This is a genomic window from Citrobacter sp. Cm046 (genome assembly GCF_030333065.1).
Classification (GTDB): Bacteria; Pseudomonadota; Gammaproteobacteria; order Enterobacterales; family Enterobacteriaceae; genus Citrobacter; species Citrobacter murliniae.
Map to the genome: position 1 here is coordinate 111,758 of NZ_JAOWGP010000030.1, position 24,757 is coordinate 136,514.

The window sequence follows — 24,757 nt, forward strand, 5'->3', positions numbered from 1 at the left end:
CCTACGTCGGTTCTGTTTTCCGGCACTACGCCATTGTGCCAATCGTCTTTCTAAAACGCAGCAGTGCTATCAGGAAGAACGCGCAGCCGATCGCCAGTAACGTCAGGAATTGCGGCCAGACGATGCTGAACCCTGCGCCACGATAGAGTATCGCCTGTGCGAGACTGACAAAGTGGGTGGTCGGCATGGTCAGCATGATATCCTGCACCGCCTGCGGCATGCTTTCGCGCGGCGTAGAACCTCCAGAGAGCATCTGTAATGGCAGCAGCACCAGAATCATCAGCAACCCCAGTTGTGGCATTGAACGCGCCAGCGTGCCCATAAAAATGCCAATGGACGTTGTGGCAAACAGGCTCAGCGCCACGCCGAGCATAAACAATGGTATGGAGCCTTCAATCGGCACGCCGAGAACGCCTTTCACCATCAGCATCAACGACAGGCCAGAAACCACCAGCACCACCAGCCCCATCGACCAGATTTTTGCCATCATTATCTCAAACGGCGTCACCGGCATCACCAACAGGTGCTCAATGGTCCCGTGTTCGCGCTCGCGGATCAGCGCCGACCCGGTGAGTACAATCGCCAGCATGGTGATATTGTTGATGATTGCCATTACAGCCCCGAAACGCGCGGGTTCCAGATTCGGGTTGAAGCGCATACGGATCTCCAGCCCGACCGGCGTCATACTGTTATCACGATAGCGAGCAACAAAGCTGTTCACCTCACCACTGATAATATTCTGGATATAGCTGTTGCCAGTAAATGCCTGGCTCATACGCGTGGCATCCACATTAACCTGTAGCTCTGGTTGCCGCCCTGCCAGCACATCACGCTGAAAGTTGGGGGGAATATTCACCGCAAAGGTATAACGTCCGGCATCAAGGCCAGCATCCATTTCATCCGCGGTGATCATTTCCGGCGGTAAAAACCATGGGCGATAAAAACTGTTCACGATACGGTTCGACAGTTGTGACTGGTCCATATCGGCAATAGCAATCGGCGCAAGATGCAGAGAACCCGGCAGAACCGTTGCAGAAGAGTAAACCGAAATGGTGAAGGCGAAGACAATCAGTGCCAGCATCGCCTTATCACCCAGCAGGCTGCGCAACTCTTTGACTCCGAGGTTATAAATATTGCGTAATCGGCGCATCACCCCTCCTGTTTTTTCAGCAGCAACACGCTCAGGCCAATCACCACCGGAATAGCGATCACCAGCGGGATAAACAACTGCCAGAGATCCATCAAATCCAGCGCTTTCGAAAACGTGCCGCGCGCAATGGTCAGAAAGTGGCTGGTCGGGTAAATTTCACCGATCCAGCGCCCCGGTCCTTCCAGCGACGCCACCGGATCGATCATCCCGGAAAACTGCGTTGCCGGGATCAGCGTAATAATCGCCGTACCGAAGATGGCCGCAATCTGGCTTTTCATAAACGTGGAGATCAGCAATCCCAGACCGGTAGCGATAGTGACATACAGCAACGCAGCAAGCGTCAGCGTCAAAAAACTCCCCTTATGTGGCACGCCAAAAACAAATACCGATAGCGCACACAACAGCAGAAAGTTCAGCATCCCCAGTACGATGTAAGGCAGTTGTTTACCGAGTAAAAACTCACTGCGGGTAGTGGGCGTGACATACAGGTTGATAATCGACCCCAGCTCTTTCTCGCGCACCACGCTCAGGGCGCTAAGCATCGAAGGGATCATCATCAACAGTAATGGAATCACGGCAGGAACAATCGCAGGCAGGCTCTTCACATCCGGGTTATAGCGATAGCGTGTTTCAATGGTCATCAGTCCGTTCTGCCCGCTGGCGTTTGGTTGACGCGCCATCACGTCTTGTAGCCAGGCCTGGTGCATCGCCTGTACGTAACCCCTCACCGTTTCGGCACGGCTGGGCATCGCGCCATCCACCCAGACACCAAGCTGCACCGGCGTGCCGCGTGCAATGTCACGACCAAAATTAGGTGGAATTTCTATTGCTACCGCCACCTCACCCGAGCGCATCCGTTTGTCCAGTTCGTCATAACTGGTAAGCGGCGGTTGCTCGATAAAATAGCGGGAACCAGACAGATTCAGCGACCACGCCTGGCTACTGACGGTTTGGTCACGATCGAGCACCGCAAAACGCAGGTTTTCCACATCCATGCTAATGCCGTAGCCCATAATCAACATCAGGATCACCGTACCCATCAATGCCAGTGTTGAGCGGACCGGATCGCGCCGTAGTTCGAGTGCTTCACGGCGGCTGTAACTGAACAGACGCCGCAGGCTAAATCCCTGACGTGGCGGCAAGCTACTCTCATGCTCAACCGGAGCATCTGCTGGCGGTAACTGAGTTTCAGGGGCCGGCCCTGCTGCTTCCTGTAACCAGGAGATAAACGCCTCCTCCAGACTGGCTGCACCACGCTGCTTCACCAGTTCCCGAGGCGTACCACTGGCGAGCACTTTTCCGGCGTGCATCAGCGACATACGGTCGCAGCGCTCCGCCTCATTCATAAAGTGGGTGGAAATAAAAATGGTTACTTTATCCTGACGAGACAAATCAACCATCAGTTGCCAGAACATATCCCTGGCCACCGGGTCAACGCCGGATGTAGGCTCATCAAGAATTAACATTTCCGGGCGATGAATCACCGCCACCGCCAGCGACAGGCGCTGACGTATCCCCAGTGGTAACGCGCCAGGCAGTACATCTTCGACATCGGCCAGCGTAAAGCGCTCACTCATCTCTTTTACGCGCTCAGGGATCTCCGCTTCCGGAATATGAAAGAGACGTGCGTGTAGTTCCAGGTTTTGCCGCACGGTCAGTTCGCTGTAGAGCGAAAAAGCCTGCGACATATAGCCCACCCGACGACGAGTGTCTATATTCTTCGGATCAACCGCTTGTCCGAACAACCACGCCTCACCCTCACTGGCTGGTAGCAGCCCGGTGAGCATCTTCATAGTGGTGGATTTACCGCAGCCGTTCGAGCCGAGAAAACCAAAGATCTCTCCGCGTGGTATGCGAAAATTAACGTGATCAACGGCAACAAAATTACCGAAGCGCATGGTCAGATCCCGCGCTTCGATGGCTATCTCTTCTTGTTCTGCGTGATAAGGCGGGATCACGACCGGTTTGTGCGCCTGACGCTGGGCTTCAGGTAACAGTGCGATAAACGCCTGCTCCAGCGTGTCGCTGTTGGTTTTTTCGCGCAGGTGCTGTGCACTACCTGTGGCTAATACCTCACCCGCGTTCATCGCTACCAGCCAGTCAAAACGCTCGGCCTCTTCCATATAGGCAGTCGCGACCAGCACGCTCATGTTGGTCTGACGCTGGCGAATGCTGTTAATCAACTCCCAAAACTGGGCGCGGGAGAGCGGATCCACCCCGGTGGTAGGTTCATCAAGGATTAATAATTCCGGGTCATGGATCAACGCACAGCACAACCCCAGCTTTTGTTTCATCCCACCCGAGAGTTTCCCGGCAGGACGATCGCGAAACGGCGCCAGACCTGTGCTATCCAGCAGCTCTGTTATTCGCGCCTCGCGCTCTGCTTTATCATGGCCAAACAGGCGTGCGAAAAAATCGACGTTCTCATACACCGACAGCGTGTGGTACAAGTTTTTCCCCAACCCCTGAGGCATCCAGGCTATGCGCGGGCAGACATCGCGGCGGTGCTTCGGGTCACGCATGTCGCCGCCCAGCACCATCACGTTGCCGCGCTCAATAACCCGAGCGCCGGAGATGAGGGACAGTAAGCTCGACTTACCCACACCGTCCGGGCCAATCAACCCCACCATGCAGCGGGCGGGGATATCCAGCGTGATATTGTTCAGCGCTACCGTTGCCCCGTAATGCTGACTCACGCCGTCAAGGTGCGCCACGGGAGGAACGGGAACCAGCGCCAGTTGCGTCATTGCGGTAACCTCACCACCAGATCATCCGGCCAGGCACGACTTTCATCAAGACGTACCCAGGCCATGCCCGGCAGCCCGGTTTTGACGTATTCCAGATGCTGCTGTAACAGCTCCGGTGGGATGCGGGCTTTTACACGAAACATGAGTTTCAGCCGTTCATCGCTGGTTTCGACCGTTTTTGGCGTAAATTGCGCCACGCTGGCAACAAAGCTGATGGTTGCCGGAATACGCAGATCGGGCGCGGCATCCAGTACCAGACGCGCTTCACCACCAATTTTTAGCAGACCAGCCTGTTCAGTAGGCAGGAAAAACGTCATGTAAACATCGCTGAGATCGACCATATTCAGCACCCGCCCACCGGCTGAAAGCACTTCACCCGGTTCAGCTACGCGGTACTGCACGCGACCATCGCGCGGAGCCTTAAGCTCGCTATCATCGATATCTGCCGCAATCCGTCGTTCGGTTGCCTGCGCAGCTTCAACACGAGTTTGCGCCTGAATAATGCTGGTGCGGGCTGCTTCAATAGCCGCTTTCGCCGCAGAGACCTGTGCCTTTGATGATTCCAGCGCAGCCCGCGCGCTTTCGGCAGCGGCACGATCGTCATCCAGTTGTTGCTCAGATACCGCTCCACGTTGTGACAGCGAACGGGAACGAATATGACGTTTAGAGACCGACTGCAGTTCCGCCTCGCGCTGCTTTACTACCGACTGCGCGGCGCGCATTTCACTTTGCCGCTGTTCCAGCAACGCGCGCGCCGCCGCAACGGCACTTTCTGCCTCTTTGATTTGCGCGACCGCTTCCAGCCGCTGCTCGTGTAGCACGCGGGTATCCATTTTCGCCAGCACCTCGCCCTGGCGAACGAACTGCCCTTCCGACACGAGGATCGTGTCAATACGCCCGGCAATCTTAGTGGCTATATCTACTTCGGTAGCTTCAATTCTGCCATTACTGGCAGCAAATCCTTCCGGTACTCCCGCCGGACGTAGCATCCACCATACTATCGCGGCGGCCACCACCAGGAGGCCTGCCCCCCACCACACCAGATGACGCTTAATTTTATCCATATTCGACCCGCTATAATCCCTGTTACCAAACGATGCGTGTCACAAAGACCACTGAACAGCTATTCAGCGGGAGATTCCATCCGGGATGAGAAGGAATGAAAAGTAAAGGCCAGACGGTGGACAGGCGTCACGACAACGCTCACCGCAAAGGAAGTGAATGACGAAGATGCTGTGAAATCGGGTAGTAATGTTGTCATCATCAGCGTTCCTGGCCGGAAATGAAACACGCATACTCATAACTGCTATCTATTGAATACTAACACCTGGATTCGATATGTCTATTCGGTTGTAGTTTCCAGTTATGCCCTACCGCGCTCCGACTCAGAAATTATTCCGTATATCAACGATTGATAAACAAACGTAACTATAAACATAATCAATAATTAGACATCCCTATAATAGCGGCTCATTTACCGATCTCGTTATGGCGAGGCTCCTGCACAAATATAAGTTACCGCCCTGCTGGTATCGAGAGAGACCACTCAGGGAAATACAGGCATCCATCGAATCAAGGTGTTGCCAAGGTAACTTCTGACGATCTCACCATCGGACAGATACGTTGTTCAGTGCTAAAACCAGGACGTAGGGATCTGCCTGTGCTAATCCTGTCTTGTTCGCCCCTATGAGAGCTTTTTATAGGGAATTACACCATGTCATCTATGCAACTCTGCGCCGCCCATCTTCCTGAGCCGGATTTTAATGGCGATGCCATCGCGCAATATATGCGTACCGATTTTATTACCCTGCCGGATCATCTCAGCGTGAACGGTGCCCGCGAATACTTTGTCTCACAGCTCACGACGGATGATATTCCTGGTCAGGTTTTTGTGGTTGCAGGGAAAGCGCTACGCGGGGTGTTATCCGTCAAGCGCCTGCTGCAGGAAAAAGATACGTCGCTGAACATCAACCATATTATGGACAGCTGTCTGTTCCATGTTAAGCCTGATGATGAACGGGCAATGGTCGTTGCCGAGCTAGCCGAGCGTGAACTCGATCTGGTTGCTGTAGTTGAGAAAGGCGATCTGGTCGGCTGTCTGATGGAAAAAGAGATAGCCCATCTACAGGAGGATGATGTTACCGAAGACGTACAGCTTCAGGGAGCGACACTGCCGCTGGAGAAACCCTATCTGGAAATTAGTCCGTGGACATTGTGGAAAAAACGTTCGGTCTGGCTCCTGCTGCTGTTTGTCGCGGAAGCCTACACAAGTAGTGTAATTCAGCACTTCGAAGAGGCGCTGGAATCAGCGATCGCGCTGGCCTTTTTTATTCCGTTGCTAATTGGTACCGGCGGAAACAGCGGTACACAGATCACTTCGACGCTGGTACGTTCAATGGCGCTGGGAGAAGTGCGGCTACGGGATATGGGCCGGGTGATCCGCAAAGAGGTTTCAACTTCCTTGCTGATCGCCCTGACACTAGGTCTGGCAGGCTGCGTACGCGCCTGGATGATGGGCATCGGCATGGAAATCACACTGATCGTCAGCCTGACACTGGTCTGCATTACGCTGTGGAGCGCCGTGGTGTCATCAGTGATCCCAATGTTGCTCAAGCGTATTGGCATTGACCCGGCCGTCGTATCCGCGCCGTTTATCGCCACGCTTATCGACGGTACCGGGTTGATTATCTACTTTAAAATTGCCCAGTATTTTCTTGGCCTGAACTAATATAGCGCCCGGTAACTCAGGTTATCGGGCATCACATTCACGCAGACGCCAAATCCTGCGCACACGCCCAGGCGCTCGACCATGCCCACTGGAAGTTATACCCGCCCAGCCAACCAGTGACGTCCATCACTTCACCGATAAAATAGAGACCTGGTACTTTACGCGCTTCCATCGTACGTGATGACAGCTCATTGGTATCCACGCCGCCCAGCGTGACTTCCGCCGTACGATACCCTTCTGTGCCGTTTGGCTGCACGCGCCATTCGGTCAGGGTTTCCACCAGTGCCTGCTGATCGCGCACGTTAAGCTGTTTCAGCGTCACATCCGGAAGTTGCCCTAACTGCTGCAAACACTCGACCAGACGTTTGGGCAACTGCATCGCCAGTGTGTTCTTCAGGCTCTGATTAGGGTGTGCGCTACGCTGTTCGTCGAGGAAAGCCTCAAGGTCTACATCGGGCAACAAATTAATGCTGACAAATTCACCTGGCTGCCAGAAACTGGAAATCTGTAAAACCGCCGGACCTGAAAGGCCACGGTGCGTAAAGAGCAGGTTTTCACGAAACACAGTGCCGTCTTCAGCGGTGATAACGGAAGGTACAGACACGCCAGAGAGCACCTGAAGCTGCTCCAACAGCGGCTTGTGCAGCGTAAAAGGCACCAAACCTGCACGCGTCGGCAGCACGTTCAGACCGAACTGTTCAGCAATTTTATAACCAAACGGCGAAGCGCCAAGACCCGGCATGGATAGCCCTCCGCTCGCAATAACCAGCTTTTTCGCACTGACCGTCATGCCGTTCAGCAAAATCTGGAAGCCGTCATCATCACGCGCTACGCTCAGGACTTCGCTACGTAACCGCATTGTAACGTTACCTTTTTCGCATTCTGTCACCAGCATATCGACAATTTGCTGAGCAGAGTCGTCGCAGAACAACTGACCGAGCGTTTTTTCATGCCAGGCAATGCCGTGTTTGCCGACCAGATCGATAAAATCCCATTGCGTATAGCGAGCCAGCGCTGATTTGCAAAAATGCGGGTTTTGACTCAAATAAGCCGCCGGCTCCACATAAAGATTGGTAAAGTTACAGCGCCCCCCGCCAGACATGAGGATCTTGCGCCCAGGCTTTTTACCATTATCAATCAGCAGTACGCGACTACCTGCTTGTCCTGCCTGCGCGGCACAGAACATACCCGCTGCGCCAGCGCCTATAATAACGGTATCAAACCTTTCCACGTTGCGATCCTCTCTAAAAAGCGGGCGTGAATTGTAAAGATTCCTCAGTGGTCGCACCAGCACCAAACTATCAATAATAGGTATTTATCTGAATTCTATAGGATAATTCTTTAGTGGTGTAAAACAAAGCAGGAGATATATCAAAAAAACTCTATATTTCACTTTGCCCGCGCCGCCAAAGTCACTGATAATGCGCCGCGTTCATGTCCTCAAAATGGCGTAACGTCCTATGCTACATTTGTTTGCTGGCCTGGATTTACATACCGGGCTTTTACTATTGCTTGCTCTGGCTTTTGTGCTGTTCTACGAAGCAATTAACGGCTTCCATGACACAGCAAATGCTGTCGCAACCGTGATCTATACCCGTGCAATGCGTTCGCAATTGGCGGTTATCATGGCTGCGGTATTCAACTTCTTTGGTGTTTTGCTGGGTGGTCTCAGCGTAGCTTATGCCATCGTGCATATGCTGCCAACGGATCTGCTGCTCAACATGGGTTCCTCACATGGCCTCGCCATGGTGTTCTCTATGCTACTGGCGGCAATTATCTGGAACCTCGGTACCTGGTACTTTGGTTTGCCAGCATCCAGCTCCCACACGCTGATTGGCGCGATCATCGGTATTGGTTTAACCAATGCGCTGATGAACGGCACTTCGGTGGTGGACGCACTTAACATCCCGAAAGTTATCGGTATCTTTGCCTCGCTTATCGTCTCGCCGATTGTCGGCCTGGTGGTTGCAGGCGGCCTCATTTTCATTCTGCGTCGTTACTGGAGCGGTACTAAAAAACGTGCTCGTATCCACCTGACACCAGCGGAACGTGAAAAGAAAGACGGTAAGAAAAAACCACCTTTCTGGACGCGTATCGCACTGATCCTCTCTGCTATCGGCGTGGCGTTCTCTCATGGCGCGAACGACGGACAGAAAGGCATTGGTCTGGTGATGCTGGTACTGATTGGCGTAGCGCCTGCAGGTTTCGTAGTGAATATGAACGCCTCCGGTTACGAAATTACTCGTACCCGCGATGCTATCAATAACGTCGAAACCTTCTTCCAGCAGCGTCCTGATCTGCTGAAGCAAGCCACTGGCGTAGATCAGCTCATTCCGTCGCCGGAAGCTGGCGTGCCAACGCAAGCTAACGAGTTCCATTGCCACCCGGCAAATACCATCAACGCGCTTGAGCGTGCAAAAGGTATGCTGGCGAATCTGGAAACTTACGACAAGTTAAGCGTTGAGCAGCGCGGACAACTGCGCCGCATTATGCTGTGCATCTCCGATACCACCGATAAAGTGGTTAAGCTGCCTGGCGTAAGCGCTGACGACCAGCGTCTGCTGAAGAAACTGAAAACCGACATGCTGAGCACCATCGAGTATGCGCCTATCTGGATCATTATGGCCGTTGCTCTGGCTCTGGGCTGCGGTACGATGATTGGCTGGCGTCGTGTGGCGACCACTATCGGTGAGAAAATTGGTAAGAAAGGCATGACCTATGCTCAGGGGATGTCGGCGCAGATGACCGCCGCTGTCTCTATCGGTCTCGCCAGTTATACCGGTATGCCTGTTTCCACCACCCACGTTCTCTCCTCTTCTGTTGCGGGTACGATGGTTGTTGACGGTGGCGGCTTACAGCGTAAAACAGTGACCAGCATTCTGATGGCCTGGGTCTTTACCCTGCCTGCAGCGATTATTCTTTCTGGGGTGCTGTACTGGCTCTCCCTGAAGCTTATCTAAGCGAATGCACAGTAAAAAAGCGGGCCAGGAAACTGACCCGCTTTTTTTATATCTGCCGTAGAGTGACGTGGCTTAGTGCCAGATTATCAACGCAACCATACTGATTAATACCAGGCCGCATAACGCGCTGGTGAGAATGAACTGACCGCGAACCCGCTCACAGCGGCGTATAAATTCATCATCATGATGATCACGGTAGCGCTGCGCGTAGATATACCACACCAGCCGCATCTGCTTATTGGGTTGCCCATGCGAGGTAAAAAAGCCGCCTCCATCTACATACTGGTAGAGCAATGGATCGCAACCACGAAGTACGACTAACAGTGCGCGCAGCGAAGAAAAATAGCGCGCCATATTAACAATGCAAACGACACATAAAGCCCAGAATAATGCAATGGTGCTTATCATATCCCCTCCCCGGCGACCCGCCCACGGAACTCCTCTCCGGGGCTACCGCTACCCGATACCCTGCCAAACCATTCAGTGAAGAGTGCTACCGAAACCGCTCGTGTTTGTATCTCGTATCCGAAGGCCTCTCTAGATAGTGTAGGAGATTAGTTAATTTTTTTGCCAGAAGGTTAATCACTATCAATGCAATTAGCTGAAAAATTTGTTTAACTAATTGGCAATCAAGGCGGATTGACGGATTATCCCGGTCGCTATAATGTAAGGATAGTCCTTAAATGGTACGTCTTTACGACTGGGCTAGCCCCGCGCACAACGTTCGCAGGACGCGGATGACGCGGCGGCAAATGAACGCCAGAAGGCTAGTCATCGACAACTTATGGAAGGAGTAACACTATGGCTTATAAACACATTCTTATCGCGGTTGATCTTTCTCCGGAAAGTAAAGTTCTGGTTGAAAAAGCGGTCTCTATGGCGCGGCCTTACAATGCAAAAGTCTCCCTTATCCACGTTGACGTAAACTATTCCGATCTGTACACCGGGTTAATCGACGTGAATCTGGGTGATATGCAGAAACGTATTTCTGAAGAAACTCATCACGCGTTAACCGAGCTGTCCACCAATGCTGGCTACCCTATCACCGAAACCCTGAGCGGTAGCGGCGACCTGGGTCAGGTTCTGGTTGATGCCATTAAAAAATACGACATGGACCTGGTCGTTTGTGGTCATCACCAGGATTTCTGGAGCAAGCTGATGTCCTCCGCACGTCAACTGATCAACACCGTTCACGTCGACATGTTGATTGTTCCGCTGCGTGACGACGAAGAAGCATAAAATGCTTGCCGCCGGGAAGTAACCCGGCCTGCTGCAAACATTTACGCCTGTAAGCGCCCGCCTCTGCGGGCGTTTTTGTTTTTATCCCTTCGGCACTTATCAGTACATCAACCCAACAAATAAATCATAATTAGTGTGATCAACTAATTGGATCGAAAACTATCTCTATAATAATCTACTCTCGCGGCTAATCTCCGCAGTCTATAACAAAATAAGACTTTTTCGGCGCGTTTTAGCATACGCGTTCATACTTTTCGGGATGGCTTTGAAAGGCGAAGGAATATGAATACAAGTGCACCTACGGGCTTGCTGCAGCAACCTCGTCCGTTCTTCATGATCTTTTTTGTAGAATTATGGGAACGATTTGGCTATTACGGCGTTCAGGGCATCCTGGCGGTTTTTTTTGTTAAGCAACTCGGGTTCTCCCAGGAACAGGCGTTTATCACCTTCGGTGCGTTTGCCGCATTGGTGTATGGCCTAATCTCCATTGGCGGCTATGTCGGCGACCACCTGTTAGGGACAAAACGCACGCTGGTTCTTGGTGCTATTGTGCTGGCAATTGGCTACTTCATGACCGGGATGTCACTACTCAAACCCGATCTGATCTTTATCGCGCTGGGTACTATTGCCGTAGGCAACGGGCTGTTTAAAGCTAACCCGGCAAGTTTGCTGTCAAAATGCTATCCACCAAAAGATGCCCGACTGGACGGCGCCTTCACCCTGTTTTATATGTCGATTAACATCGGTTCGTTGCTGTCGCTGTCGCTGGCACCGGTAATTGCCGATAAGTTTGGTTACGCCGTTACCTATAACCTGTGTGGTGCCGGACTTATCGTCGCGCTGCTGGTCTACTTTGCCTGCCGCGGGATGGTGAAAGACATTGGTTCTGAGCCAGACCATAAGCCGCTGGTATTCCGCAACCTGCTCTATGTGCTGGCCTGTACAGTGGTAATGGTGTTTATCTGCGCGTGGCTGATGCACAACGTTAAAATCGCTAACCTGGTACTGATCGTTCTGTCGATTGTTGTGACTATTATCTTCTTCCGCCAGGCATTCAAACTGGATAAAACCGGACGCAACAAGATGTTTGTGGCCTTTATTCTGATGTTGGAAGCGGTGGTGTTCTACGTTCTGTATGCGCAGATGCCGACGTCACTGAACTTCTTTGCCATCAATAACGTACACCACGAAATCCTGGGATTCGCCATCAACCCGGTTAGCTTCCAGGCGCTGAACCCGTTCTGGGTCGTTCTTGCCAGCCCGGTACTGGCAGCGATTTATACCCGTCTGGGTAACAAAGGCAAAGACCTGACCATGCCGATGAAGTTTACTCTCGGTATGTTCTTGTGCTCACTGGGATTCCTGACCGCCGCCGCCGCCGGCATGTGGTTTGCTGATGCACAGGGCCTGACATCGCCGTGGTTTATCGTACTGGTGTACCTGTTCCAGAGCCTGGGTGAGTTGCTGATTAGCGCCCTGGGACTGGCAATGGTCGCCGCACTGGTGCCGCAGCATCTGATGGGCTTTATTCTTGGGATGTGGTTCCTGACGCAGGCAGCAGCCTTCCTGATGGGGGGTTACGTTGCGACGTTCACCGCAGTACCGGAAAACATCACCGACCCGTTACAGACATTACCTATCTACACCAACGTGTTCAGTAATATCGGTCTGGTAACGCTGGCAGTCACAGTGGTGATGGCGATTATGGTGCCGTGGTTGAACCGGATGATTAATACGCCAAGCACCGAACAATAATACTCAGTGCCGGATGGCGGCTATCGCTTGATCCGGCCTGTATTCAACATGCCCGATACACCTTTCGCTATCGGGCATTTCCAACCGTTATCCTTTGCGCGCGTCAATCCACTCCTGCACTTCAATGACAAAAGTGTCCGGCGCTTTGCGGTACATCTTGCGGGCCAAATCCAGAATTGTGTGCTGGCCGAGCGCTTCTTCCATCCGCTGCTGAGCCATATCCATCACTGAACGCACACCGCAGATCCCTTCACATGCCCACTCTGGCGGTTGCTCGTCAAATACCGCCAGTCTTTGGCGTATTTCACGGCATTCAAAAATGCGCTTATCGCCATCAATCGCGTTTACCACATCCAGCACCGTAATATGTTCAGCTGGTTTGGCGAGCTGAAAACCGCCGCCCTTACCCTCGATACTGCGCACCAGGCCCGCTTTCGACAGACGGGTAAATATCTTGGCCAGATAGTCATACGGCACACTTTGCAATTCAGCAATTTCCCGAACGCTCATATCCCGCGCGTCGCCTCTACTGTCGACCATACACATCAGGCTATGAATGCCGTACTCAACCCCGGAACTGTAGAATGCCATTATCTTATCTCAGCCAAAATTAATCTGAGTTATTGTAGCTTTTTCAACTGAATCTTGCCATAGACCGCGTACACACGCGCTGAAACTAAAAAATAAATAACATAAATATCAAATGAATAGTTGCATTTAAGTACCTTGTCCCCTTCATATTTTGCAAATCGCATTGCATTTAATAACTACGACCAATAAAATCCGAGTAAATAAATCGTGATGACCAGTGAGAAAACCGAATGCGTAAACAAATTCTGATCGTAGGCGCCGGCTTTGCCGGTATGTGGGCAGCGCTGAGTGCCGCGCGCCTGGCAGATAAACACCAGCAATCCATTGATATAACAGTTATTGCACCCCAGCCAGAGCTGCGTATTCGCCCCCGTTTTTATGAAAACAACGTCCAGACGCTGGTCGCACCTCTGCAACCGCTGTTTGACGTAACTGGCGTAAAATTCCTCAGCGGCACAGTATCTCAGTTGCTTGTGCAATCAAAAGAGGTGAGCTGGACAGATGCGGCTGGCAACACGCAACTGCTCGGCTACGACCGATTGATTCTGGCAAGTGGCAGCCAGGTAAACCGTTCAATGGTCGCTGGAGCGGCTCAGCACGCTTTTGACCTCGACCAGCTGGAAAGCGCAGCCGTACTGGAGCAACACCTGAATGATCTGGCACATCAGCCAGAAAGTGAGGCACGCAATACCGTAGTAGTGTGCGGCGGCGGTTTTACCGGCATCGAAATGGCGCTGGAGTTACCTGGCCGTCTGCGAGAAATTCTTGGTGCTGATGCTAAGACCAGAGTTGTCGTAGTTGAACGAGGCGCACAACCAGGCGCACGCTGGAGCAAAGCGTTGCGCGATGTGATTGCTGAAGCCTCCGCTGAGCTGGGTGTAGAGTGGCTGGTAAATGCAGAAGTCGAAAGTGTGGATGCTTCTGGTGTCACACTGAAAGACGGGCAAACTATCGGTTCACACACCGTTATCTGGACGGTCGGTGTGCAGGCAAACGGTTTGACGGCGCAAATTGACGCCCCGCGCGATCGCCAGGGTCGTCTGCACGTAAATGCAAATTTGCAGGTGGTGGGACATGACGATATTTATGCCACTGGCGATGTGGCGTACGCCGCCACCGATGACAAAGGCAATCATGCCTTAATGACCTGTCAGCATGCCATTCTGCTGGGCAAATTTGCCGGTAACAATGCCGCAGCAAGCCTGCTCGACGTGCCGCCGCTGCCGTACCGCCAGGAAAACTACGTCACCTGCCTGGATCTTGGCGCATGGGGTGCGGTGTATACCGAAGGTTGGGATCAGCAAGTGAAACTGACCCGCGCAGAGGCGAAGAAGTTAAAACTGTCGATCGTCAGCGAGCTGATTTATCCGCCGAAGGCTGATAAAGCGGTCGCGTTTGAGATAGCCGATCCGCTGGCACCGTTTGTGTAATCGGAATTGCCGGATGCGGCTAACAACCTTATCCGGCCTCTACACGCTACTTAACCATGAATTGACGGCGTTCCGGCGTAAATATCAAACCGGTGTCCTTTGGTCACCACTGCGTTGGGAGTTGCGATATCTGCAAGCGGTGGGGCGTAATCCGGGCGCTTCACCACCACGCGTTTGGTGGCAAGCTGGCGAGCAGGCTCCAGCAGGCCATCAGCGTCTAAATCCGGGCCCACCAGCGACTGAAACACGCGCATCTCTTTTTTGACCAGCGCGCTTTTCTGCTTATGCGGGAACATCGGGTCAAGATACACCACCTGTGGACGTGGAGTGATATCGGTTAGCGCCGTCAGACTGGATGCGTGGATCAACTGCAACCGTTCCTGCAGCCATGGACCAATCTCAGCATCGGCATAGCCACGCGTCAGACCATCGTCGAGCAGCGCCGCAACAACCGGATTGCGCTCCAGCATCCGCACACGACAGCCAACAGATGCCAGCACAAAAGCATCACGTCCCAGCCCCGCCGTGGCATCCACCACATCCGGCAAATAATCACCTTTAATGCCGACCGCCTTTGCCACCGCTTCGCCGCGTCCCCCGCCAAATTTGCGCCGATGGGCCATCGCCCCACCGACAAAATCCACGAAGATGCCGCCAAGTTTTGGCTCATCACGTTTGCGCAGCTCCAGATGCGACGTCGTCATCACCAGCGCCATCAGATTGTCTTCATCCTGCTCCAGTCCCCAGCGGGTAGCCAGAACAGATAAGGCGCCGTTTCCGGCGCCCGTCTCATCAATTAAGCAGATCTTCACTTACGCTTTAATACCATAGTGTTCAAGCATCGCATCCAGCTCCGGCTCGCGGCCACGGAAGCGTTTGAACAGCTCCATCGGTTCTTCAGAGCCGCCACGAGTCAGAATATTATCGAGGAACGACTGACCGGTTTCACGGTTGAAGATCCCCTCCTCTTCAAAACGAGAGAAAGCATCTGCTGCCAGCACGTCTGCCCACAGATAGCTGTAGTAGCCCGCCGCATAACCACCCGCGAAAATATGACTGAAGGCGTGCGGGAAACGACCCCAGGCAGGCCCCGGAACAACGGCAACCTGCTTTTTGATCTCTGCCAGGGTTTCGAGAATTTTCGCCCCTTGCTGCGGATTAAACTCGGCGTGCAGGCGGAAATCGAACAAACCGAACTCCAGTTGGCGCAGAATGAACAACGCTGCCTGGTAGTTTTTCGCCGCCAGCATTTTATCCAGCAGCTCTTTCGGCAGCGGTTCGCCGGTTTCATAATGGCCGGAGATAAACGCCAGCGCTTCCGGCTCCCAGCACCAGTTTTCCATAAACTGGCTCGGCAGTTCGACCGCATCCCACGGCACACCGTTAATACCGGAAACACCTGCGGTTTCGATGCGGGTCAGCATATGGTGCAAGCCGTGACCGAACTCGTGGAACAGGGTAATCACTTCATCGTGAGTAAACAGCGCCGGTTTGCCATTAACCGGACGGTTGAAGTTACAGGTCAGGTAAGCGACCGGTTTTTGCAGCGTGCCGTCGGTTTTACGCATCTGGCCAACGCAGTCGTCCATCCACGCCCCGCCACGTTTGTTTTCACGCGCGTAGAGATCAAGATAGAAGCTGCCGCGTAGCTCATTGTTTTCGTCATACAGTTCAAAGAAGCGCACTTCCGGATGCCAAACATCGACGTCTGTGCGCTCTTTAGCGGTAATGCCGTAAATGCGCTTAACCACCTCGAACAGGCCGTTAACGGCTTTGTTTTCCGGGAAGTACGGGCGCAGTTGCTCATCGCTGATGCTGTAAAGGTGCTGCTTTTGCTTCTCGCTGTAGTACGCGATATCCCACGGTTGCAGCTCATCAACGCCAAATTCAGCTTTGGCAAAAGCACGCAACTGGGCCAGCTCTTTTTCACCCTGGGGACGCGCGCGTTTCGCGAGATCTGTCAGGAAGTCGAGCACCTGCTGCGGGTTTTCCGCCATTTTGGTGGCGAGTGATTTATAGGCGTAGCTGTCAAAACCCAACAGTTGAGCCAACTCGTGACGCAACGCGAGGATCTCTTCCATGATCGGGCTGTTGTCCCATTTACCCGCATTTGGCCCCTGGTCAGAAGCGCGGGTTACATAGGCGCGGTACATCTCTTCGCGCAACCCCTGGTTGTCACAGTAGGTCATCACCGGCAGGTAGCTCGGGATATCCAGCGTCAGCAAATATCCTTCCTGCTCTTTGGCTTCTGCCTGCGCTTTCGCGGCAGCCAGCGCACTTTCAGGCATTCCTGCCAGCGCTGTTTCGTCGGTAACAAGTTTCGTCCAGCCCATGGTGGCGTCGAGAACGTTGTTGCTGTACTGGTTGCCCAACTCAGACAGACGCGTGGCTATTTCGCCATAACGCTGCTGTTTTTCCTTCGGTAAACCGATACCAGAAAGCTCGAAATCACGCAGCGCGTTATCGACAGCTTTTTTCTGTGCAGAATTCAGAGAGGCGTAATGAGCGCCATCTCGCAAATCACGGTACGCTTTGTACAGACCTTCGTGTTGCCCAACCCAGGTGCTGTATTCGGACAACAGTGGTAGCGTCTGTTCGTAGGCTTCACGCAGTTCCGGGCTGTTTTTCACCGAGTTCAGATGGCTTACCGGAGAGAAGATACGCCCCAGTACATCGTCCACTTCCGCCAGTTTTTGGCAGAGATTTTCCCAGGTGTACGGTGCACCCTGCGCAACCACTCGCTCAACGTTTTCACGGCAATCATTCAGTGCCTTAGTCACTGCAGGCACAACATGCTCAGGCTGAATTTTGGAAAACGGCGGCAGTTCGAAGGGCGTCAGTAATGGATTTGTCATATGCACAGTCCTGGTTAAAAAAAGGAAACGAAACGCTCAGGCGTTTTCGCGGGATGACGACGCCAAAGCATCTTATCCGACCTACAGGTATCACCATTTGTAGACCGGATAAGGCGTCAGCCGCCTTCCGGCGCGTAATACTCAGTAGAATGGGGTTAAGTGTAGAGGATTTCAATGCCGGGCGTGGCGGAAAAACGCCCGCTGGCGCTTAGCGATCGGGCCTGCGGGTAATCTGTACCGTTCTACTGTAAACTGTGGCAAATCGTTTATTATATTACCTGGAATACGTTTACCCATGCTCAGTTATCGCCATAGCTATCACGCTGGCAACCACGCCGACGTCCTTAAACACACGGTTCAGAGTCTGATCATCGAGTCACTCAAAGAGAAAGAAAAACCGTTTCTCTATCTGGACACCCATGCTGGCGCTGGCCGTTATCAGCTGAGCGGTGAACATGCCGAGCGTACCGGCGAGTATCTGGAAGGCATCGCCCGTATCTGGCAACAGGACTCCCTCCCGGCTGAACTCGAACCCTATATTTCCGTCGTGCAACATTTCAACCGTAGCGGTCAGTTGCGCTATTACCCAGGATCTCCGCTGATTGCCCGCCAGTTGCTGCGCGAACAAGACAGCCTGCAATTAACTGAACTGCACCCGAGTGATTTTCCGCTGCTGCGCTCCGAATTCCAGAAAGACGAGCGTGCCCGCGTAGCCAAAGCTGACGGCTACCAGCAGTTAAAGGCAAAATTACCGCCGGTGTCCCGTCGCGGGTTGATCCTTATCGATCCACCGTACGAAATTAAAACCGACTATCAGGCCGTGGTTACCGGCATCAATGAAGGCTATAAGCGTTTCGCAACCGGCACCTATGCACTGTGGTATCCAGTGGTCCTGCGCCAGCAAATCAAGCGTATGGTGCACGATCTGGAAGCCACCGGCATCCGCCGCATCCTGCAGATTGAACTGGCGGTTCTCCCGGACAGCGATCGGCGCGGTATGACGGCTTCCGGCATGATTGTGATTAACCCGCCGTGGAAGCTGGAGCAGCAGATGAACAGCGTGCTACCGTGGCTGCACAGCAAACTGGTTCCGGCAGGAACCGGGCATACTTCGGTAAGCTGGATCGTGCCGGAGTAATCGCAGCCATCGGTGGAACCTTTCGATTTCAGGTATACAATCGCGAATATTTTGGCGGATGGCGAAACGCTTCTCCGCCCTACAATGAACATGAAGGAGCGGTCATGACCAAACACTATGATTACATCGCTATCGGCGGCGGCAGCGGCGGAATTGCCTCCATTAACCGCGCGGCAATGTACGGCCAAAAATGCGCATTGATTGAAGCCAAAGAACTGGGCGGCACCTGCGTCAACGTTGGCTGTGTACCGAAGAAAGTGATGTGGCATGCTGCTCAAATCCGGGAAGCGATCCATATGTATGGCCCGGACTACGGTTTCGATACCACCATCAACAAATTCGACTGGGACAAACTGATCGCCAGCCGCACCGCTTATATCGACCGTATTCACACCTCTTACGACAACGTGCTGGGTAAAAATAACGTTGATGTGATCAAAGGCTTCGCCCGCTTCGTTGATGCTAAAACCATTGAAGTAAACGGTGAAACCATCACTGCCGACCATATTTTGATTGCAACCGGTGGTCGCCCGAGCCACCCGAATATTCCCGGTGTGGAATACGGCATTGATTCAGATGGCTTCTTTGAACTGCCAGCCCTGCCGAAGCGCGTTGCGGTTGTCGGTGCGGGTTACATCGCCGTTGAGCTGGCTGGCGTGATTAACGGCCTGGGTGCAGAAACACACCTGTTCGTGCGTAAACATGCGCCGTTGCGCAGTTTTGACCCGATGATTGTTGAAACCCTGGTTGAAGTGATGAACGCCGAAGGCCCGACTCTGCATACGCATGCCATCCCGAAAGCAGTGGTTAAAAACGCAGACGGCAGCCTGACCCTGGAGCTAGAAGATGGTCGCAGCGAAACTGTGGATTGTCTGATTTGGGCAATCGGTCGCGAACCGGCAACCGATAATTTAAACCTGGCGGCAACGGGCGTGAAAACCAATGAAAAAGGTTATATCGTCGTTGATAAATTCCAGAATACTAACGTAAAAGGCATTTACGCTGTCGGTGATAACACGGGTGCCGTTGAACTGACACCTGTTGCCGTTGCCGCAGGTCGCCGTCTGTCCGAACGTCTGTTTAACAACAAACCGGACGAACATCTGGACTACAGCAACATCCCGACCGTGGTCTTCAGCCACCCGCCGATTGGTACTGTAGGCTTGACCGAACAGCAGGCTCGCGAACAGCATGGCGATGACCAGGTAAAAGTGTATAAATCATCGTTTACCGCGATGTACACCGCGGTGACAACTCATCGTCAGCCGTGCCGTATGAAGCTGGTTTGTGTAGGGCCGGAAGAGAAGATTGTCGGTATCCACGGCATCGGCTTTGGTATGGATGAAATGTTGCAGGGCTTCGCGGTCGCACTGAAAATGGGCGCAACCAAGAAAGACTTCGACAATACCGTTGCAATACACCCGACCGCAGCGGAAGAGTTTGTCACGATGCGTTAATATTGAAAACGCAGCTATACATGTTCTCAGATCCGGAAAACTGGTTGTAAAAGGCCAGTTTTCCTTACTGAATAGTGTGTATATGTAAGCCCCCAGAATAATTGGGCCATTCACATTTGAAAGATCCATTTTCCGTCAGTCATGACAAGGCGATATGACTGGCCGCAATGTATTCTGAAAGAAATAAAGTGTGAATGCTTACGTTCTCGATGCCTACAGTTTTAATAAGAGCCCGGTGATGACTGTGAGCGGCCTGGTGTGAAATACTACGTGCTCTAACCCAGCGCATATAACGCTCCAGCCCCGCCGCAGCCATGCTCATACGCGCACGACCTGACAGCGTAGTATTTTCCGGGCAACTCCTGCTGAAATATCTGGCAACCTGCGCCGATCGCTCACGAAAACTTTTCGCTGATATTCTGGCGGGCCAGAAACAGGGCAACAATTTCGTTCCACTGCGGTAACGCAAACCGGGCAGAAAAAAAATAAGGTTGCAGTTCGTCTGCTTCAAATAACAGCACAGACGGCGATGCAACACCCTGTTCCGGACGAAAATATAGCAATCGCCACTATTGATCCCTGGGTTCTGATTTAGCAGTTCCTCAGGAGAAACAATGATTGCTTGCTGATGCTTTATTAACGCAGCAGCACCAAGCGCGAAATACTGATTATCTGAAATAATATATACAGCCTTCATTTTGAACATCCTATAAAAAAGCCGTCAACTACAGACTTGAGAACTATTTCGCAACTACCGTAATCTGGTAACGATAAAAAATTATAAGTAATAAAAATGAAACGCTTTTATATATTACAGGATATCTTCCACCCCAAATATAAGCTATATAATAATCAGATCATGGTATAAAAAGACAACAAATAACAATTTATAAACAAATACATATAATCCGACGTAGCGGTATTTTTTCTTATTTCTGTACGTCTTCATCGTTTAAAATAAGTGTTACAAATAATTCGGGGCCGAGAGTATTGAAGATGAACCGAAAAATATACAGTTTTATTGATGTATGAGATGGTAGGCTTGTTGAAGTGTCGTCGAGTTGGCAGTCGCCAGAGATGAATTCGTTCCCCTACTGACCGTCGAATAGTAACAGTGACATGCGTCGGCGTTACGCTTACCAGGCCTAAAAGTCACGGCAATCAGTAGGCCGGATAGGGCATCAGCCGCCATCCGGCATTGTATTGACTACTTACTCTGCATATACGGCGTATAAACCCCGTTAAGGCTTTCAAGGAACGCAACGATATCGTCGATATCTTCCTGCGGGAGTTCTTTGCCAACCTGATAGCGCAGCATCAGTTTGACAGCACCATCGAGCGTTGGAACATCACCCCGGTGGAAATAAGGTGCCGTCAGTGCAACGTTACGCAATCCCGGTACTTTCTGGCGCAGTTTGTCACGTAATTCATTGGTAACATTCATACGGCCAATATCAGCGGCTGTCACTTCACCGAAATTAAAGTCCTTTTTCAAACCCAATGGTTCAAATGAACGTCCACCCAGAATAATACCGCCATGACAGGTCGCGCACTTGTTATCCTTAAACAACTGATAACCATGCTTTTGCTGGGCAGTTAACGCCGCTTCATCACCGCGTAGCCACTTATCGAATGGCGAATTTGGCGTAATCAGCGTTTTCTCAAACTCAGCAATGGCATCGGTAATATTATCGCCGCTGAATCCCTGGGGGTAGACCGCGGTAAACTCTTGTTTCAGCAGCGGATCTTTATCCAGTTTCTGGATAATTTCATCCCAGGATTTCGATGCCATTTCAATCGGGTTCAACGGTGGACCGCCCGCCTGAGCCTGCAATGTCGGCGCACGACCATCCCAGAATTGTTCAACGTTAAAGACCGAGTTAAATACCGTCGGCGCATTAATAGGACCGACTGCACCACCCACACCAATTGACGTTTTTCTGCCATCCACGCCGCCCGCATTCAGGGCATGGCAGTGGGCACAAGAGATCGTACTGTCTCCGGATATACGCGGATCATGATAAAGCGTAAATCCAAGGGCCACTTTTTGGGCGTCAGTCGGGATGCTTTCCGGTATCGGCTGAACAGGTTCATTACGATGTTGAGGTGCGGTATCACGACTGGCGTAGTACTGCTCACGTTGTTTCGCGATCCAGCCAAGGATCTCTTCGCGCTCCGCATCACTCACCTTACCGGCCCAGTGCAGCGCGGTGTAGCGCGTCGGCGGCATGGTGTCATACTGCATTACCCATTCGATTTTATTCAGATCGCTTTGAGAGACAGGTTTATCCGCGACCAGCGCAGCACGAACAGCTTCAAGATTGAAAGATTTATATCCCAGTTGGATGTCGTAATTCATCAACTGTTTAGCGACAGGAAAAGAAGAATAAAAAGGCAATTCTGCCGAAGGCGTGTGGCAATAATCGCATCCTTTTTCGCGTAAAAAACCTAAAACTTTATTATTGGCTTCCAGTGTAGAGGCCTGAACATCAGCCTGTTTACTTCGTTGATTATCGTGGTACCACACATAACCGGATAATCCAAAATAACCGATCACGATGCCTGCTATAGCAATCGCGGTAAGACGGGTAATGATTTTCATTATTTTACCCTCACCGTTGTGAGTTATTGTGACCCAGAAAATTAAAATAATTAATGCGCAGTCTTTGTCAGACCTGACCATCATAGGAAATGAGGGGGATATTATTTTGATAAGTATCAATCAATTACATGGAGCAGAACTATCAATAGAATAGCCTGTGCCTATTATAAGCAGGAGCCACTACGTATTTCTGTTCACATATCGTTGCAATCGAATGTTCCGAAAATGAAATATATCCATTTTCGCATAATTAAAAATTACCCATTGTTATCATTGAGATACATTTATTCATTGATTCCTGAAAACCATAAAAGTGTGATTGAGCGCACGCTTTATCCATCAAATACCGAAGCGAATGTCTACGCTTAACAGACAGCCGGGCAATAGCCTTACCCTTTCCACATCCACCGGAGGTCTTTCTCATTATGCTCAACCAGAAACTATCCCACGCCCCTTCAGAAGAACTCACGATCGATGTCGATCTGCTTTATGAAATGGATCCGTGCGAGTTAAAGCTGGATGAAATGATTGAGGCAGAGCCCGAGCCAGAGATGATTGAAGGGCTACCCGCCTCTGATGCCCTGACGCCAGCCGATCGCTACCTTGAACTGTTTGAGCACGTCCAGTCGTCAAAACTGTTTGCCGACAGTAAAACATTCCCCGACTGCGCGCCCAAAATGGATCCGCTGGATATTCTTATCCGCTATCGCAAAGTCAGACGACATCGTGACTTTGATCTGAAACGCTTCGTCGAGAACCATTTCTGGCTACCGGAAACGCCCTCCAGTGAATACGTTTCCGACCCGGATAGCTCGCTGAAAGAGCATATCGACCAACTGTGGCCAGTACTAACGCGCGAGCCGCAGGATCACATTCCCTGGTCTTCGCTGCTGGCGTTGCCACAGTCGTATATTGTGCCAGGCGGACGGTTTAGCGAAACCTACTATTGGGACTCCTACTTCACCATGCTGGGCCTGGCGGAGAGCGGCCGGGAAGATCTTCTGAAGTGTATGGCGGATAACTTTGCCTGGTTGATTGAAAACTATGGCCACATCCCAAACGGTAATCGCACTTACTATCTGAGTCGCTCTCAACCGCCGGTATTTGCGCTGATGGTGGAATTGTTTGAAGAGGATGGCGTGCGCGGTGCGCGTCGTTACCTGGATCACCTAAAAATGGAGTATGCGTTCTGGATGGATGGTGCCGACTCCCTGGTACTAAACCAGGCCTACCGCCACGTCATCAGAATGCCGGACGGTTCATTGCTCAACCGTTACTGGGACGATCGCGATACTCCTCGCGATGAATCCTGGCTCGAAGACGTAGAGACCGCCAAACATTCAGGTCGTCCCCCCAATGAGGTCTACCGAGATCTGCGTGCTGGCGCTGCCTCCGGTTGGGATTACTCCTCACGCTGGCTTCGCGATGCAGGTCGCCTTGCCAGTATACGCACCACCCAGTTCATCCCTATTGACCTGAACGCATTCCTGTACAAGCTGGAAAGTACCATTGCCAATATTTCCGCGCTAAAAGGCGATCGAGAAACCGAAGCGTTGTTCCGACAAAAAGCGGGTGACCGCCGTACCGCCGTGAACCGCTATTTGTGGGACGATGAAAATGGCTGTTATCGTGATTACGACTGGCGCCGCGAACAAATGGCTCTCTTTTCTGCAGCCAGTATTGTGCCACTGTATGTAGGTATGGCGACCCATGAGCAAGCCGACCGACTCGCCAACGCAGTGCGTAGCCGCCTGCTAACACCCGGTGGAATTATGGCGACGGAATATGAAACCGGCGAGCAGTGGGATAAACCTAATGGCTGGGCGCCGTTGCAGTGGATGGCAATTCAGGGGTTCAAACTGTATGGTGATGACCACCTGGGGGATGAAATCGCCCGCAACTGGCTGAAAACAGTTAATATTTTTTACCAGGAGCATCACAAACTCATCGAGAAATACCACATCGCGGACGGCACGCCGCGAGAAGGCGGCGGCGGGGAATATCCGTTACAGGATGGCTTTGGCTGGACCAATGGCGTGGTCCGTCGCTTAATCGGCCTGTATGGGGAACCATAATCGCCTGACTGCCTGATAATGCAATACTTG

Annotated in this window: 19 protein-coding genes and 1 riboswitch; of the genes, 8 read left to right on the forward strand and 11 right to left on the reverse strand. The window is 52.1% G+C overall.

Annotation, left to right across the window (positions count from 1 at the left end; translation table 11 throughout):
* Positions 1-25: 25 nt before the first annotated feature.
* The 4 genes from OGX98_RS02240 to OGX98_RS02255 are packed head-to-tail and all read right to left on the reverse strand — an operon-like array spanning position 26 to position 5,161.
* Positions 26-1,150, reverse strand: coding sequence for an ABC transporter permease (locus OGX98_RS02240; protein ID WP_045448595.1), 1,125 nt, complete (start codon positions 1,148-1,150; stop codon positions 26-28).
* Complete coding sequence (rbbA, locus tag OGX98_RS02245) at positions 1,150-3,897, reverse strand: ribosome-associated ATPase/putative transporter RbbA (protein WP_048222982.1); 2,748 nt, start codon at positions 3,895-3,897, stop codon at positions 1,150-1,152. The genes OGX98_RS02240 and rbbA overlap by 1 nt, the downstream gene beginning before the upstream one ends.
* Positions 3,894-4,961: an HlyD family secretion protein gene (locus tag OGX98_RS02250; RefSeq protein WP_048222983.1), complete on the reverse strand. Its 1,068-nt coding sequence runs from the start codon at positions 4,959-4,961 to the stop codon at positions 3,894-3,896. The genes rbbA and OGX98_RS02250 overlap by 4 nt, the downstream gene beginning before the upstream one ends.
* Before the next feature lie 59 nt (positions 4,962-5,020).
* On the reverse strand, positions 5,021-5,161 hold the full coding sequence (locus OGX98_RS02255) for a hypothetical protein (RefSeq protein ID WP_286594765.1): 141 nt from the start codon (positions 5,159-5,161) through the stop codon (positions 5,021-5,023).
* Positions 5,162-5,372: 211 nt separating this feature from the next.
* A riboswitch (M-box (ykoK) riboswitch) is annotated at positions 5,373-5,556 on the forward strand.
* Between the two features lie 55 nt (positions 5,557-5,611).
* Here OGX98_RS02255 and OGX98_RS02260 point away from each other — a divergent pair.
* Entirely contained in the window at positions 5,612-6,625 is a 1,014-nt protein-coding gene (locus tag OGX98_RS02260) for a magnesium transporter (RefSeq protein WP_286594766.1), read from the forward strand.
* 37 nt (positions 6,626-6,662) lie between these two features.
* Here OGX98_RS02260 and OGX98_RS02265 read toward each other — a convergent pair whose 3' ends face one another.
* On the reverse strand, positions 6,663-7,856 hold the full coding sequence (locus tag OGX98_RS02265) for a BaiN/RdsA family NAD(P)/FAD-dependent oxidoreductase (protein ID WP_045448603.1): 1,194 nt from the start codon (positions 7,854-7,856) through the stop codon (positions 6,663-6,665).
* A 229-nt stretch (positions 7,857-8,085) separates the two neighbouring features.
* On the opposite strand from OGX98_RS02265, the gene pitA reads away from it, so the two are divergent.
* Positions 8,086-9,585: an inorganic phosphate transporter PitA gene (pitA, locus tag OGX98_RS02270; RefSeq protein ID WP_045448605.1), complete on the forward strand. Its 1,500-nt coding sequence runs from the start codon at positions 8,086-8,088 to the stop codon at positions 9,583-9,585.
* A gap of 72 nt (positions 9,586-9,657) precedes the next feature.
* On the opposite strand, the gene uspB is transcribed toward pitA, so the two are convergent.
* Positions 9,658-9,993 carry a universal stress protein UspB gene (gene uspB, locus OGX98_RS02275; protein WP_003023371.1) on the reverse strand — a complete coding sequence of 112 codons (336 nt, stop codon included), beginning with the start codon at positions 9,991-9,993 and terminating at the stop codon, positions 9,658-9,660.
* 393 nt (positions 9,994-10,386) lie between these two features.
* On the opposite strand from uspB, the gene uspA reads away from it, so the two are divergent.
* Both uspA and dtpB read left to right on the forward strand, forming a co-directional pair.
* Positions 10,387-10,824, forward strand: a complete 438-nt coding sequence (uspA, locus tag OGX98_RS02280) for a universal stress protein UspA (protein WP_003023368.1) — start codon at positions 10,387-10,389, stop codon at positions 10,822-10,824.
* 282 nt (positions 10,825-11,106) lie between these two features.
* A complete protein-coding gene (dtpB, locus tag OGX98_RS02285) occupies positions 11,107-12,579 on the forward strand; it encodes a dipeptide/tripeptide permease DtpB (RefSeq protein ID WP_286594767.1) in 1,473 nt (490 codons plus the stop codon).
* 87 nt (positions 12,580-12,666) lie between these two features.
* Here dtpB and OGX98_RS02290 read toward each other — a convergent pair whose 3' ends face one another.
* Positions 12,667-13,170 carry an RrF2 family transcriptional regulator gene (locus OGX98_RS02290; RefSeq protein ID WP_048222991.1) on the reverse strand — a complete coding sequence of 168 codons (504 nt, stop codon included), beginning with the start codon at positions 13,168-13,170 and terminating at the stop codon, positions 12,667-12,669.
* Positions 13,171-13,400: 230 nt separating this feature from the next.
* Between OGX98_RS02290 and OGX98_RS02295 the strand changes: the two genes are divergently transcribed.
* The gene (locus OGX98_RS02295; RefSeq protein WP_286594770.1) at positions 13,401-14,600 is read left to right on the forward strand and encodes an NAD(P)/FAD-dependent oxidoreductase; all 1,200 of its coding nucleotides are present in this window, start codon (positions 13,401-13,403) and stop codon (positions 14,598-14,600) included.
* A gap of 50 nt (positions 14,601-14,650) precedes the next feature.
* Here the strand turns inward: OGX98_RS02295 and rsmJ are convergent, their stop codons facing one another.
* Together rsmJ and prlC are read right to left on the reverse strand one after the other, a co-directional pair.
* Complete coding sequence (gene rsmJ, locus OGX98_RS02300; protein WP_048222997.1) at positions 14,651-15,412, reverse strand: 16S rRNA (guanine(1516)-N(2))-methyltransferase RsmJ; 762 nt, start codon at positions 15,410-15,412, stop codon at positions 14,651-14,653.
* Positions 15,413-17,455, reverse strand: a complete 2,043-nt coding sequence (gene prlC, locus OGX98_RS02305; protein ID WP_286594771.1) for an oligopeptidase A — start codon at positions 17,453-17,455, stop codon at positions 15,413-15,415.
* 295 nt (positions 17,456-17,750) lie between these two features.
* On the opposite strand from prlC, the gene OGX98_RS02310 reads away from it, so the two are divergent.
* Positions 17,751-18,593 carry a 23S rRNA (adenine(2030)-N(6))-methyltransferase RlmJ gene (locus OGX98_RS02310; protein ID WP_045448618.1) on the forward strand — a complete coding sequence of 281 codons (843 nt, stop codon included), beginning with the start codon at positions 17,751-17,753 and terminating at the stop codon, positions 18,591-18,593.
* 104 nt (positions 18,594-18,697) lie between these two features.
* On the forward strand, positions 18,698-20,050 hold the full coding sequence (gene gorA / locus OGX98_RS02315) for a glutathione-disulfide reductase (protein ID WP_200011338.1): 1,353 nt from the start codon (positions 18,698-18,700) through the stop codon (positions 20,048-20,050).
* A gap of 139 nt (positions 20,051-20,189) precedes the next feature.
* Here gorA and OGX98_RS02320 read toward each other — a convergent pair whose 3' ends face one another.
* Together OGX98_RS02320 and OGX98_RS02325 are read right to left on the reverse strand one after the other, a co-directional pair.
* Positions 20,190-20,747: a hypothetical protein gene (locus OGX98_RS02320; protein ID WP_136345375.1), complete on the reverse strand. Its 558-nt coding sequence runs from the start codon at positions 20,745-20,747 to the stop codon at positions 20,190-20,192.
* Positions 20,748-21,257: 510 nt separating this feature from the next.
* Entirely contained in the window at positions 21,258-22,652 is a 1,395-nt protein-coding gene (locus OGX98_RS02325; RefSeq protein ID WP_045448622.1) for a cytochrome-c peroxidase, read from the reverse strand.
* A gap of 425 nt (positions 22,653-23,077) precedes the next feature.
* On the opposite strand from OGX98_RS02325, the gene OGX98_RS02330 reads away from it, so the two are divergent.
* The gene (locus tag OGX98_RS02330) at positions 23,078-24,727 is read left to right on the forward strand and encodes an alpha,alpha-trehalase (RefSeq protein ID WP_045448623.1); all 1,650 of its coding nucleotides are present in this window, start codon (positions 23,078-23,080) and stop codon (positions 24,725-24,727) included.
* Positions 24,728-24,757 lie beyond the last annotated feature (30 nt).